This is a genomic window from uncultured Veillonella sp. (assembly GCF_905209685.1).
Taxonomy (GTDB): Bacteria; Bacillota; Negativicutes; order Veillonellales; family Veillonellaceae; genus Veillonella.
Map to the genome: position 1 here is coordinate 1 of NZ_CAJLUB010000041.1, position 12,962 is coordinate 12,962.

15 protein-coding genes, 1 tRNA gene and 1 pseudogene are annotated in these 12,962 nt (G+C 37.9%); all 17 read right to left on the bottom strand.

The window, feature by feature from the left end:
* On the bottom strand, positions 1-196 hold a 196-nt coding region (locus QZ055_RS04575; protein ID WP_295824944.1), incomplete at its 3' end, for a co-chaperone GroES.
* A 200-nt stretch (positions 197-396) separates the two neighbouring features.
* Entirely contained in the window at positions 397-963 is a 567-nt protein-coding gene (locus tag QZ055_RS04580) for an ANTAR domain-containing response regulator (RefSeq protein ID WP_295781751.1), read from the bottom strand.
* Positions 964-2,352 (bottom strand): sensor histidine kinase, encoded by a 1,389-nt coding sequence (locus QZ055_RS04585; protein ID WP_295824945.1) that lies wholly within the window; start codon positions 2,350-2,352, stop codon positions 964-966.
* A gap of 2 nt (positions 2,353-2,354) precedes the next feature.
* Positions 2,355-3,386 (bottom strand): tRNA (adenosine(37)-N6)-threonylcarbamoyltransferase complex transferase subunit TsaD, encoded by a 1,032-nt coding sequence (gene tsaD, locus QZ055_RS04590; protein WP_295232007.1) that lies wholly within the window; start codon positions 3,384-3,386, stop codon positions 2,355-2,357.
* Entirely contained in the window at positions 3,383-3,832 is a 450-nt protein-coding gene (gene rimI / locus QZ055_RS04595; RefSeq protein WP_295824946.1) for a ribosomal protein S18-alanine N-acetyltransferase, read from the bottom strand. The genes tsaD and rimI overlap by 4 nt, the downstream gene beginning before the upstream one ends.
* Entirely contained in the window at positions 3,832-4,590 is a 759-nt protein-coding gene (gene tsaB, locus QZ055_RS04600) for a tRNA (adenosine(37)-N6)-threonylcarbamoyltransferase complex dimerization subunit type 1 TsaB (RefSeq protein WP_295824948.1), read from the bottom strand. The genes rimI and tsaB overlap by 1 nt, the downstream gene beginning before the upstream one ends.
* Positions 4,574-5,068 carry a tRNA (adenosine(37)-N6)-threonylcarbamoyltransferase complex ATPase subunit type 1 TsaE gene (tsaE, locus tag QZ055_RS04605; protein WP_295232014.1) on the bottom strand — a complete coding sequence of 165 codons (495 nt, stop codon included), beginning with the start codon at positions 5,066-5,068 and terminating at the stop codon, positions 4,574-4,576. Before tsaE ends, tsaB begins: the two co-directional genes overlap by 17 nt.
* Entirely contained in the window at positions 5,058-6,038 is a 981-nt protein-coding gene (gene thiL, locus QZ055_RS04610; protein ID WP_363178756.1) for a thiamine-phosphate kinase, read from the bottom strand. The genes tsaE and thiL overlap by 11 nt, the downstream gene beginning before the upstream one ends.
* 114 nt (positions 6,039-6,152) lie before the next feature.
* Positions 6,153-6,713 carry a GerMN domain-containing protein gene (locus QZ055_RS04615; protein WP_005386352.1) on the bottom strand — a complete coding sequence of 187 codons (561 nt, stop codon included), beginning with the start codon at positions 6,711-6,713 and terminating at the stop codon, positions 6,153-6,155.
* Between the two features lie 3 nt (positions 6,714-6,716).
* The gene (locus tag QZ055_RS04620) at positions 6,717-7,814 is read right to left on the bottom strand and encodes an N-acetylmuramoyl-L-alanine amidase (RefSeq protein ID WP_105089284.1); all 1,098 of its coding nucleotides are present in this window, start codon (positions 7,812-7,814) and stop codon (positions 6,717-6,719) included.
* A 245-nt stretch (positions 7,815-8,059) separates the two neighbouring features.
* The gene (locus QZ055_RS04625) at positions 8,060-9,004 is read right to left on the bottom strand and encodes a ComEC/Rec2 family competence protein (protein WP_295824952.1); all 945 of its coding nucleotides are present in this window, start codon (positions 9,002-9,004) and stop codon (positions 8,060-8,062) included.
* A gap of 2 nt (positions 9,005-9,006) precedes the next feature.
* A complete protein-coding gene (locus QZ055_RS04630; RefSeq protein ID WP_295824954.1) occupies positions 9,007-10,578 on the bottom strand; it encodes an NAD(P)H-hydrate dehydratase in 1,572 nt (523 codons plus the stop codon).
* Position 10,579: 1 nt separating this feature from the next.
* The gene (gene acpS / locus QZ055_RS04635) at positions 10,580-10,951 is read right to left on the bottom strand and encodes a holo-ACP synthase (RefSeq protein ID WP_024066570.1); all 372 of its coding nucleotides are present in this window, start codon (positions 10,949-10,951) and stop codon (positions 10,580-10,582) included.
* A gap of 68 nt (positions 10,952-11,019) precedes the next feature.
* Positions 11,020-11,811 (bottom strand): hypothetical protein, encoded by a 792-nt coding sequence (locus QZ055_RS04640; RefSeq protein WP_295824957.1) that lies wholly within the window; start codon positions 11,809-11,811, stop codon positions 11,020-11,022.
* A gap of 103 nt (positions 11,812-11,914) precedes the next feature.
* Positions 11,915-11,998 (bottom strand) — tRNA-Leu (locus tag QZ055_RS04645).
* A gap of 54 nt (positions 11,999-12,052) precedes the next feature.
* A complete protein-coding gene (gene surE, locus QZ055_RS04650; RefSeq protein WP_295824959.1) occupies positions 12,053-12,814 on the bottom strand; it encodes a 5'/3'-nucleotidase SurE in 762 nt (253 codons plus the stop codon).
* A 17-nt stretch (positions 12,815-12,831) separates the two neighbouring features.
* Positions 12,832-12,962 (bottom strand): annotated as a pseudogene (locus QZ055_RS09415) (glycosyl transferase family 2); the annotation flags it as partial.

Here is a 12,962-nt window from a genome sequence, read left to right on the forward strand (position 1 = left end):
ACATAACAGTATCGCCAACTTTAACTTCTGGAGCTACACGTTGACCATTGTCATAAACTTTACCAGCACCTACAGCTACTACTACACCTTCTTGAGGTTTTTCTTTTGCTGTATCAGGAAGGAAAATACCACTTTTAGTTTTTTCTTCTTTTGCTTCTAAACGGATAAGAACACGGTCAGCTAATGGTTTTAACATATGATGTCACTCCTTATTTACTAGTTATTATTTACAATTTATTAGCACTCTAAGTTACCGAGTGCTAATTACATGTATTATTATAACCGATGTCAAAATAAATGCAAGCACAAATTTTGATTTTTTGACTTTTTAGTTTTTATTTGATGTTAGACATAAAAAAACTAGTATAAGTTTTATCCTTATACTAGTCTTTTCATCTATTTAGAAACTTGATTAATTAATGCTTTACAAATATTAACAATACTATCACGTTTCTTCATACTTAGGGCTCGGATACGATTATATGCTTCCTCTTCAGATATAGAGTATAACTCCATCAATATACCTGTCCCCTTTTGAATGATTTTACGATCTTCTAATGACTGTTCTAATTCAGCCATTTTTTCGCGCAGCTCAATATCACTATTATAACGCCCTAAGGCCATTTCTAAGGTGGGAACTAATTGCTCTTCACGTACAGGTTTTATTAAATATCCATAAACGCCAGATTCTCTAGCCTTATTAATTAAATCCTGTTGACTATAGCTTGTTAATAGTACAACTGGTGCTTCATGGTGAAAGCCAATTTGACGTGCTGCTTCGATGCCATCTAACTCCGGCATTTTTACATCCATTAAAACAATATCAGGCTTATATTCTCTGCAAAGTTTAATGGCTTCCACTCCATTAGTGCCTTCTGCTACAACTTCATGACCACAGGATTCAATAATATCGCGTAGATCCATACGTATAAGGGATTCATCATCCACTATTAAAACGCGCATTTACTTCTCCTTCTTCATATGTATTGTTACGAGTACACCAACGCCCGTATTTTCTACTGATAATTTACCTTTTAACTCATGGGTAACTAAATTATTAATAATAGTTAGTCCTAAGCGTTTGTTTGAGTTAATAGAAAACTCTGGAGGTAATCCTTTCCCCGTATCAGAAAAGGCTAATACAATATATTCCTCTGACTCTGTAACAGCTAGACGAATCTCTCCGTTTTTACCATCTAAGCCATGTTCAAGGCTATTGGTAATTAGCTCATTAATTATGAGGGATACATAACTTGCCATATGAGAGGAAATCAACATATCCTCTCCACTATAAGTAAAGGTAACATCTTGGTCTTCTCGAACCATACTCATACGCAATAAGCGACATAGCTCGTCATAAATTGATCGGATACCTATATAATCCTCGTCATAATGGGACACAATATCGTGAACTAGTGCCATACTTTCAATACGATTTATCCCCTCTTGCAAGGCTTGTTTAACCTCAGACAAGGTAGAACGTCTAGCCTCCATACGCAATAATCCTGCCACAGTTTGTAAATTATTTTTTACGCGGTGATGAACCTCTTTAATAATCGAGTTCTTTACCAGTAATTCTTGTTGCTGCTTACTTTCACGAGTACAATCGTGAAGGACGAGGAAACAACGAGTTTCATTACGGCCCATAGCAATAGGAATCATATGTTGACGAATGACCATATCTTGATAGATCTCTTCACTAGTATATATGGTTCTATCATCTAATACTTGTTGAATGGCTGAAACTTTTAAGGTACTACTATAAATCGATGAGCCCACAAGTCGTCGGTCAAATCCTAGCACATCTACTAGTTGTACAGCCGCCTCATTACCATACAGAATTCTATGAGAATCATCAAAAATGATTAAACCATCAAAGTAAGAAATCGGTTCATATGATTGTATTTGCTCATCCGTAGCAGTCAACATGAGCCGTTGCATCGTATCCGACAAGGTATACTCTTGCTCATATTGTTCTATCTTAATAGACGGAGACACGGTAAAAGCAATGCCCCCAATAATACGCCCACCATTATCTACAACGGGAAAAACATGTTGTCGTTGATCATGTTCTACCCCAATAAGAGGTTGTCCACTTTCCATCATAGAATGCCATGTATTATTCCCTTTTAACTGTCGAGTAATAACACCTTGGTCACTCCGTTCAATACACAGCATATCAGCACGATGATGCATAGTACCTTGTGAGGACTCTAGAAGAGGTGTAAAAATCTGTATCCTTTGACGGGTCAATGACTCGCCAAAGGATATAAGTTTACTAATATGCTCTAATAATGAGGTTTGTAATGGACTTAATGGTGTTGTATTTAAAATATCTTGACCGATATCCACGATTAATCCTCTTTCCAAGATACATGACCAATTTCAACACTTGGTTTTGCATTCAATGTTAAATCTGCGAATTTACCGGCTTGGGCCATATAATAAGCGCGACAACCAATCATCGCTGCATTATCAGTGGACAAAATTTTATGAGGCTTGTAATAGGTAAATCCTTCTTTTTCGCACATCTTTTGTAATGCTGTTTGTAAACCTTTATTAGCAGAAACACCACCAGCTATGGTAATACGAGTTTCCCCCAATGTATGCGCTGCATCTCGTGTTTTCTCAACTAATACATCTACAATCGCCTTTTGGAAGGATGCTGCAACGTCTGCTTGATTTATCGGTTCATTCTTTTGCTGCTTACTATTTAAATAGTTTAACACAGCAGATTTTAAGCCACTGAAACTAAATTCAAAATTACCGGGCTCACTCAATGCTTTTGGAAATTCAATAGCATCTGGATTCCCTTCAAGAGCTAAAGCATCAATATGAGGGCCACCTGGGTAAGGGAACCCCATAACGCGAGCAATTTTATCAAATGCTTCCCCTGCTGCGTCATCCCGAGTCTGTCCAAGAATATCAAACTCTTCATAGCCTTTCACATGCACAAGCATGGTATGACCCCCAGATACAACGAGGCTTAAAAATGGAGGCTCCAATTCTGGATTAGCTAAGAAATTAGCAAAGATATGACCTTCCATATGGTGAACTGGTACCAAAGGAATACCTGTAGCAAAGGATAGTCCCTTTGCAGCAGCTACACCAACCAATAATGCGCCTACTAGACCTGGGCCATAGGTAACGCCAATATGGTCTATATCTTGTAAGGTTACATTTGCATCGCGCAATGCTTGATCTATAACCGGTATAACTTGTTCTATATGATGGCGTGATGCGATTTCTGGTACAACACCACCAAATTTTCTATGAATAGGCACTTGGCTAGAAATTACATTAGATAAAACAGTACGCCCATCCTTTAGGACGGATGCAGATGTTTCATCGCAACTACTTTCCAAGGCTAATGTGTAAATACTCATTCTATTTCCTCTGAAACGAGAGACATAATATAAGCATCCTCTTTTGGTTCTGAATAATAATCTTTGCGAATTCCTTTAACAGTAAATCCTAGATTTCTATACATTGCCAAGGCAGGTAAATTAGATATGCGTACCTCCAAGAAGATTTCATGCATCCCTCTATTCAAACATTCATCTATTAATTCTTTAGTAAGTTTTGAGCCATATCCCTTACCACGAGCGGAAGGTAAAATAGCAATATTCGTGATTTGTCCTTCATCGTATACAAGCCAAGCACCAGCATAGCCCACAATATGATTTCCTTCACAAATAACCATATATAGCTTATTATCGGCCCCTTCAAGTTCAGCAAGTACAGAGTCCAAGCTCCATGGAACAGAAAAGGACTGTTGCTCTATCTCATAAATGGCTTGAGCATCATCTACCGTAGCTAACCGAATCTCCATTATTCTGCTCCTGCCGCTTCGGTAACAACAACTGTAGGATTTTGGTTTAACATGTCTGGATTATCCTTATGGCGTTCCTCCCATAAAACCTCTGCTTCAGAGCGACGGATATAATAAGGAACCATATCCATTGGATCACATATCTCTTCACGGATAACTAAATCGCGTCCCGCTAAAAGTAAAGAACTGGCTTTTGGAATGCGTTGTGAAATATCTAGAATAGTCATATTAGTATCGTTTTCATCTAAAAGCTTTTCAATACGCTTGATACCATCACCTAAGAATAAGACCTCTTCCTTAGTTTCTCGGAACTTTTCTAATAAATCACTAGCAGCTATAACAAAAGGCTCTTCTTTACATACTAGCTCATTGTTTTCATATCGATACAAGCCAGCATATACATGCTTTTTCTGAGCATCGATCACAGTACAGATAGTTCTATTTGTATATGAAACATTATGAGCCAAACTATCCATGGTCATCACACCGTACAATGGAATTTGTAAGGCATAAGCCATAGCTTTTGCAGTCCCCATACCTATACGCAATCCCGTAAATGAACCAGGACCAATGCTAACTATAATACCTTTTAGTTCATTCTTTTTTACTTGTGAGGCTCGCAACAACATGTCGATGTGAGGTATTAGCTGCTCAGAATGAGTTAATCCTGCTTGAATGGTTAGTTCACCAATCAAGTTTGTTTCATCCATTAAGGCCACACTCGATACGAGCGAACTTGTCTCAATTCCCAACCACATATGGGCCTCCTATATCTACTAAATCATCTTTTGTAAGATAATCACTACTTAATGTAATAGATCGGCTTGTATCATCAATACGAGTCAGATATATCCATAATGTTTCATCTGGTAATTCATCAGAAAATTTATCAGCCCACTCCACAATGGATACACAGTCCTCTGTATATTCGTAAAAGCCAATATTTTCTAGCTCACTTATATCATCCAACCGGTATACATCAAAATGATATAAATGTGTTCTATCAACATCGTAAGTATTCATGATAGCAAACGTAGGGCTTGTAATCTCCTCTGTAACGCCAAAGCCTTTCGCAATGCCTTGGGATAGATGTGTTTTTCCGGTCCCCAAATCACCAATTAAAGCAATGCATAAAGGGTCTCCACTTTGTTTGACCCATTTGCCTAATAGTTGTCCAAATTGTTGTGTATCTTCAACTGTATGAGTCTCTAATTGAACCTGTGCCTTATGATTCATGAAAATGATTATATCCTTTCGCTTCTATGGTCTTAATCGTTTTATCTGGTGTTACCATCTGCACCTGAGCTGGTCCAGATACAACTTTACCAATTATTGTAATGCCTGCTAAATTCTCTAATTTAGAAAGCAATGATTTAGGAGCCGTGAATACTAGTTGAAAGTCCTCTCCACCATACAATGCATAGTCCACTGGATTAGTCTGCAAATACTTAGCTAATTCATAAGTCTCCTCATGTAGTGGAATAGCTTTTTCCTCAATAACAATCGATACATTGCTAGCCGATGCAATTTCATTTAATTCACTACCGAGACCATCACTAATATCATTCATACTATGAATACCTAATTGTCTCAATTGTTGGCCCAATTCTATTTGTGGATCTGGACGTTGATGACCAACCTTGGTCATATGATAACCATCTAAATTATATGATAAGGCGCCCAAACCTGTAGCAGCATAACCTACGTAATTTGTAATACCCACAATATCACCTACTTGCGCACCGCTACGCATAATAGCAGTTCCTTTAGGGACATCACCAATAATTGTTACAGTCCACACCATGGGCCCTTCCGTACGCACCGTATCCCCACCAAGTATATTAAGATGATATTTTGCGCATTGATCTTTTATACCTCTATAAACTTCATCAAGAATAGCCGTATCAACATATTCAGGTGCCGCCACAGATAGCACAATTTGACGAGGAGTACCACCCATAGCAGCAATATCACTCAAATTGGCCGTCATGAGACGATAGCCTACATCATAGGGCTTCATATAGTGAAAGCTAAAGTGAACCCCTTCCACCATCGTATCAGTACTAATTAATTGATCTGTTTCTTCCTTAGCACTATATACAGCACAATCATCACCAATTCCTGTAATCACAGTACTTGGATCATGTATCGTATTATCTTGAATGTGGCGAATGAAATTAAATTCCCCTACATCTTTTAATTGCATCTCATCACCTGGCTTCCGATTAGTATACATATTGTATTGTAACATATATAAAAGACAACAAAAATAGCAGATAGTTGATATATCAACTATCTGCTATCAATGAGCCTAACTTAATTATTTTTTAATTAGGTTTGTCATCCGTTTAACAGGATCTTTCGTATCAAAGGAACCTACAGTAGGTACCTTTTTACCATTGCTAACGAAGAGAACACCATTAATATTATCAAAGGATGTCAATGTATTTACAATGGCAGCCATTTGTAATTTAACAGTTAAGTCCCCACCATTACCTTTTACGAAAGCGTCATTCACTTCTACAGAAGCAATGCCGTCCTTTACAGTAACGGATGTAATTTTAATATCCTTGGAGAATACTGGATATTTTTGTGCTCTATCAGCTTTTAACATCGCTAGAAGAGCAGCTTTAGGCGTTACTTTGTCCGCCTCCATCTCAACGGTTGATTGTTTTACCCCTGAGCCATCCTCTGTTGGAACAAAGAAGGCCATCTTAACCATTTCTTGAGATGTTTTTGTTGTTTCTGCATCCTTATTGACTTTCGTCTCTTGCACAGGTTCACTTTTACCCGTTGTAGGTGCTTGATTAGGTGTACAACCCGCTGCAAATGCAAGCAAACCTACGCAGAGGATCGACAGAACTTGTTTACGTAATTTCATCGATTAACCTCCAAAGTAACTAGCAATACCATTGGCAATGCGATTTGCAAAGTCTTCTTGTGTTTGAGGAGATTGCAATACACGTTCTTCATTAGGGTTGGAAATAAAACCAAGCTCTACAAGAACTGCAGGCATGTTAGAATGTCTCAACACATATAAGTTACCTTCTTGAATGCCACGGTCACCATTGAAACCTGGAACGCTAGCAATTTGAGATTGTACCTTTTGTGCTAATCGAGCATCATTGCCTGTTTTACTATAGTAGTATGTTGCAATACCACCAACACTTGGGTTGTTGAATGCGTTAATATGCACACTGATGAGCGCATCAGAATTGCTACGGTTTGCTACGTTAACACGAGCACCCAATTCATCAACACCACTTGCATTAGGACCGTATACGTCTACGTCTGTAGTACGAGTCATAAGCACTTTAGCGCCACGATTTTCTAGAGCTTTTTTCAAGTACATAGAAATCGGTAGTGTAATATTTTTCTCTTGTACACCATGCGGCCCAACGGCACCAGAGTCACTACCACCATGACCTGGGTCAATCGTAATTGTTTTACCAGATAGACCACCGCTAATAGAATAATTACCGGATCCTGTTGGCATATTTTTCGCAGGATGTGCAGAAGGAGATGGACGTTTGCCATAATAAGCAGGTTTAGGTGCCACACCTTTTTTCTGTACATCTACAACGATGCGATACGGTTTCTGATTAACCGTATCTTTCTTTAGGGAAAATACCTTTACATCACTCGTATCGATAGATGAAGGTGTCTTGATTGTTACCTTCACATCTCTGCCATCTTCTGTGAGTCTAGCAGAACTAGCTATGCTAGAGTCCATATTGATATTCGCTTTAGCAGTTTTTAGCTTTGTGTTCTTTAAGGTAACAGTCGTCGTTTTCCCATCTTTGCTAATCGATGCAGACGCTTTTACCGGTGCTGACAAATCCATAACCATACGAACATATGGTACTGGTGCATCAGTTCGTGTCACCCATCGAGCATCTTCAAGATTAGCTGCCTTTGCTTGAGTCAAGAATAGTGGTATCGCCATCAAGACAGCAAGGCACATAAAAAATAGTTTACGCAATACATTCACTCCAATCTAACTAACATACGTAGTGTCCAAACCATAGAGATGAGTCGATGATATCTTTGTGAATCAAAGTCTCATCGTTCCAATCTATCCATAAACTAATGTTAGATTATAGATAGATTATTTCATACAAACATGAAGATTAGTATGCCGATTATACATATTACTATATAAAGTCTTTATACAGTACACACAAAAATCAGTTGCTTAAAATTAATTTTTGTGCTATGCAATCGACGCTAACGTTCAGTTGTAATTTGCCATTCATTCCCATCCGTACTAATGTGAATACGTCCCATCGTATCTGTACGGTAAATGGCAATATTGTTTTCCTGCAAACGACGTAATGTTACATCGTGAGGATGACCATAACTATTATACATGCCATTTGAAATTAATGCACTTTCTGGTTTAATAGATTTCAAAAAATCTTCAGAGCTACTTGTGCGAGAACCGTGGTGACCTACCTTAAGAACACGGGCAAACAGTCTAGAGTTCTGCTCTTTTATGAGTTTTTTCTCTTCTTGTAATTCTGCATCACCAGTAAAGAGCATAGAGAATTTACCAAAAATTAACTTACCTACAATAGAGTTATTATTAAGATCTGGCGCTCCTTTTTTATCTGTTAAAGGTTCAGTCCAAGGTGCATATACAACAAATACCGCTCCATGACCAAAATCCACTACATCACCACTACGCAATGTAGACCGTTGGATTTTATTTTTATCAATCCATTTTTCATAGGTTTTATACATATTATTATCAACAGAAATGCCATCATCATACACATGTTCAATAGGCATAGCTTTTGCAATAGCATAGAAACCACCCATATGGTCAGCATGAGGATGTGTGATAATTACATTTTTTAGCTTTGTAACCCCCATAGACTTTAACTGTGCCACAATGTTCTCACGATGCTCTATGTCACCAGTATCGATCATACTATATTCATCGCCAACCTTGAGCAATATGGCATCCCCTTGACCAATATCTAGCATATATACGTCTAGGTGACCTTCAGGATTCGTTTGTTTCGTATCAATGGAATAGCCTTCATTTACATTAGTGCTATTCTGAGATGCTGCATTGGCCACATCTTTATTCGTGCATCCTGCAATGGCAAAGATTGGAATAAATAGCACTAATAAAAAGGCTATAAATCGCTGTATTTTATTTGTCATTCTTATTCTCCCAATAATTCACTAATGACACAACCTATCGATGTACTTACATCACTAGGTGTATACCCCCAAGTTTTAGTATCACTTAGTATATCTGCACTTCGACTATGTACATAGACACCTAAAATTGCACCATCTTGTAAGGAATAACCTTGGCTAATAAAACCTGCAATAATACCTGTTAATACATCCCCCATACCGCCAGTTCCCATACCAGCATTTCCGATAGTATTAACATATACCGTACCATCAGGTAGTGCTACAACAGAAGGAATTCCTTTTAGCACTAATACAACTTGATGCGCTTTAGCAAATGCTCTAGCCAAAGTAATATAATGACGTTCAATCCATTTTATTGGTAAATCTATAAGTCTACTAAATTCACCTAAATGAGGCGTCATTACACAGTATGGCAGATTTTTTTGTACCTTATATACGGACTCAATATGGCCATCGCGCAAAGCATCTTTATCTACAGCCCCTACATGCCCCAATGCATATAACGCATCTGCATCAATGACGAGAGCGCCTTCACAGGAATTTATAGCTTGATTTACTACATCTTGAATATCTGTAGTGCGCCCCAAACCAGGACCAATAGCAACTACTTGATGTCCGTCATAAAGGGATTCATTTTCATCGATAGATGTTACCATTACTTCCGGTATGATACGACCTTGAACAACTTGTTTAATTGTATCTGGAACGCCTAATGTAACCTTACCGGATCCACTGTGAACAGCAGCTTCTGCGGCCAACATAGGGGCTCCCACCATATCACTAGACCCACCGACGATTAATGTATTCCCATTTACACCTTTGTGTGCCATAGGGACTCGATAATTAATTAGCGTTTCTGCTAAATCCGAATCAATAGTTATAGTACTATCTCGATCAACTAATACGTATTGCCAAGGTGCGCCTAGCGGTGCAACAATAGCGGTGCCCCCTATGGCCTTACCAGGATATAATAATAAGCCTTGTTTAATAGCTCCAAAGGTAACCGTATAATCATAAGTCAATGTTCCCTCTGAAATTTGACCAGAAGAAGCATCTAGCCCTGCCGGTACATCAATAGCCCACAAATCAAAATTATATTGACTACGCATAGTATCAATATCATGCAAAACATCGATGGTTAAATCCCGCAATCGGCCTGTTAAACCTGTGCCCATAATACCTTCTACAGCGATAGCCACATTGGACCAATCATTGAATTCATCATACATATCAATGATACAACCCATTGCTTCACATCTTTCAAGTTGTACTGCAAAGAGGTCACTACACTTGCTCGTATCACCTACCAGTACAATTTGTACAGGTACGCCTTGTTCTAATAGATGACGAGCGGCTACCAGACCATCTGCCCCATTATTTCCTGTACCACAGATAAATAGCACAAAACTATTGATAGAACGTGCATGATCTAAGGAAAATAAGTCATATTGTCCCCACAAAGCATCCACAATACCACGTCCTGCATTTTCCATTAAAATTTCTAAAGAGACACCTAATTGCTTAGGTACTTCTTGATCTATATATCGAGCATCTTCAGTTGTTAATATTTGCATCTTATGCTCCTTCAAGTATAACTGTACTCATTGCATATGCTTTGCAATGACTAATCGATACATGTGTATCCGTATAGCCTAATGTTTCATAAATATCTTTAAAAGTATCTTGTAAACGAATTAAGGGAGCCCCTAATTCATCATGACCGATTTCTATATCTTGCCATGATCCATGACGCATTCCCGTACCTAATGCTTTAATGAAAGCCTCTTTAGCGGCATATATACCGGCATAAGACTCGTAACGCCCCTTATTTCGACTTTCACAATAATCAATCTCATGAGGCGTATATACACGGTCGCGAAATGATTGAGATTTCTCTAAAGCTTGACGGATGCGGTCAATTTCTATAATATCATTCCCTAATTTCATAATAACTCCTAAATTACCCTAACATTTATATTATACACTCTTAAAGTGGATAAAAACATAGATAAAATCTAGGCATTTACTGAAAATGGTAATGTAGGCAAACTATAAATTTCAACCTTTCCCTTGCGATTAACGGCCACATACATTTGACCATTACGATAATCCATATCTTCTACTTCCATTCCTGAAGTATAAGGACTTATATTCTTTACTACGCCTTCATCATCGACGAAAACGAAGGTCGTTAAGGTTGTAAAAATAGTATTACCATTAGCAGCATAAGCACCATTATTATTTAAGTCGGTATGCTCTGCATCAATCTTATACGTTTTTACCTTATTAAAATTTGAATCATAGTAGTTAATAGTACGATGAGAATTTGTTAAAGGCACAATCGACACATATTGATTACGGTCTTTATCAAAGGCAAAGTTAAATACCTTTTCTTTCAATTTAATAGGCGCTTCAACAATCATACTATCAGCCTCTATAGGCGTAACAATATATCCATCTACAACGGCATTAGTAGTATAGTAACGATTGTTATTCGGATTATAGGTTAACGTATTCATATGACCTAATAAACGTTTTTGACTATATTCATACTTAGCAACCACTTGCAACGTTGTGGGGTTAATTTCATAAATAATTTGCTTTGTATTATCAGCATTTATACATGCGAGGACAAATACATCTTTTTTTGAGTTATAACAAAAGCCTTGGCACTGATTAACAGAACTATCTAATGGTATCTCCGCCAATCGTGTTAAGGGTAAAGGCATTTGGACAGCACTTACAGGTTGTGCCAGCTTTGGTATATCAAAGACATTAGCAATATAATCGATCACACCTTGATCCATATTATCACCTCAATCAAACAAAAATGTATATAATCGTATATCAATTCATAAATATAAATATATAAAAAATAGGCGGTAAGACAAAAGTCTTACCGCCTAAAGTTGGTGCCGGAGGTGGGACTTGAACCCACACGGTGTTACCCGCTTGATTTTGAGTCAAGTGCGTCTGCCATTCCGCCACTCCGGCGTCTCGGAACATTTGTTATTATACAGATATCCCAAAACAATGTCAACACATTTTTTATATTTTATCTAAAATATTTTTAACCGCTTCCATACCGATATCACATTGTTGCTTCCACGTAAGAGCTACACCTGTTATATAGCCTTTACGAGCATATTCCACATCAGTGGGAACACTTTCAGCACCATAATCTAGCTCGCCTGCTAACCAATAGTAATCCTGCCCTCTTGAGTTAATGCGAGCATCAATAATGTTGCTATAAGTTTGTAAACCTTGGCTAACCATTTTAAAATGATCCCAATCACATACTCCACGTAACGGAAAGTTCACATTTAATAGGCCATCAAAATTCCCTTTCACATAAATTTTTTCTATCAATTCATGGATAAAGGGATGCATTTCATCCCCTCGTTCAGGAGAATATCGTTCCACAGATAATGCTAACCCTGGAATGCCATAAAAACAACTTTCCATAGCAGCAGATACAGTACCAGAATATAGCACATCTGAGCCCAGATTAAAGCCATGATTAATACCTGAAATCACAAGATCAGGCATATCATCACTCAATAAATAACTAAGGCCAAACTTCATGCAATCAGAAGGAGTTCCCGTTAGAGCATAAAGGCGAGGATTTTCATCCTCGCCATTGTACGCATCTAATTTTAAAGGGATCTCAGTCGTCAATGCATGGGATTTAGCACTTTGCTCATTTGCAGGTGCTACAACGGTAATTCGATAATATTGACTTAAGTACGATGCAAGACGGCGTAAACCATCTGCTAAAATACCATCATCATTACACATTAAAATATGCATATTCACTCCTACAGATTCTATTTTTTATTCTTATTCATATTTCCCATACGTGTTAATTTCACGTCATTCAAACCAACAGCTCGCGTATGAACTGTATGAGACCATTCCTTATTATGACGACGGAACCATCCTAAAATATTTACTGGAA

Excerpts from the sequence above, each read along its gene's own strand:
- QZ055_RS04630 (WP_295824954.1), bottom strand. The coding sequence starts at position 10,578 with ATGCAAATATTAACAACTGAAGATGCTCGATATATAGATCAAGAAGTA.
- tsaB (WP_295824948.1), bottom strand. The coding sequence starts at position 4,590 with ATGTGGTTGGGAATTGAGACAAGTTCGCTCGTATCGAGTGTGGCCTTA.
- QZ055_RS04615 (WP_005386352.1), bottom strand. The coding sequence starts at position 6,713 with ATGAAATTACGTAAACAAGTTCTGTCGATCCTCTGCGTAGGTTTGCTT.
- QZ055_RS04640 (WP_295824957.1), bottom strand. The coding sequence starts at position 11,811 with ATGGATCAAGGTGTGATCGATTATATTGCTAATGTCTTTGATATACCA.
- tsaE (WP_295232014.1), bottom strand. The coding sequence starts at position 5,068 with ATGAATCATAAGGCACAGGTTCAATTAGAGACTCATACAGTTGAAGAT.
- QZ055_RS04580 (WP_295781751.1), bottom strand. The coding sequence starts at position 963 with ATGCGCGTTTTAATAGTGGATGATGAATCCCTTATACGTATGGATCTA.
- surE (WP_295824959.1), bottom strand. The coding sequence starts at position 12,814 with ATGCATATTTTAATGTGTAATGATGATGGTATTTTAGCAGATGGTTTA.
- QZ055_RS04625 (WP_295824952.1), bottom strand. The coding sequence starts at position 9,004 with ATGACAAATAAAATACAGCGATTTATAGCCTTTTTATTAGTGCTATTT.
- thiL (WP_363178756.1), bottom strand. The coding sequence starts at position 6,038 with ATGCAATTAAAAGATGTAGGGGAATTTAATTTCATTCGCCACATTCAA.
- rimI (WP_295824946.1), bottom strand. The coding sequence starts at position 3,832 with ATGGAGATTCGGTTAGCTACGGTAGATGATGCTCAAGCCATTTATGAG.
- acpS (WP_024066570.1), bottom strand. The coding sequence starts at position 10,951 with ATGAAATTAGGGAATGATATTATAGAAATTGACCGCATCCGTCAAGCT.
- tsaD (WP_295232007.1), bottom strand. The coding sequence starts at position 3,386 with ATGAGTATTTACACATTAGCCTTGGAAAGTAGTTGCGATGAAACATCT.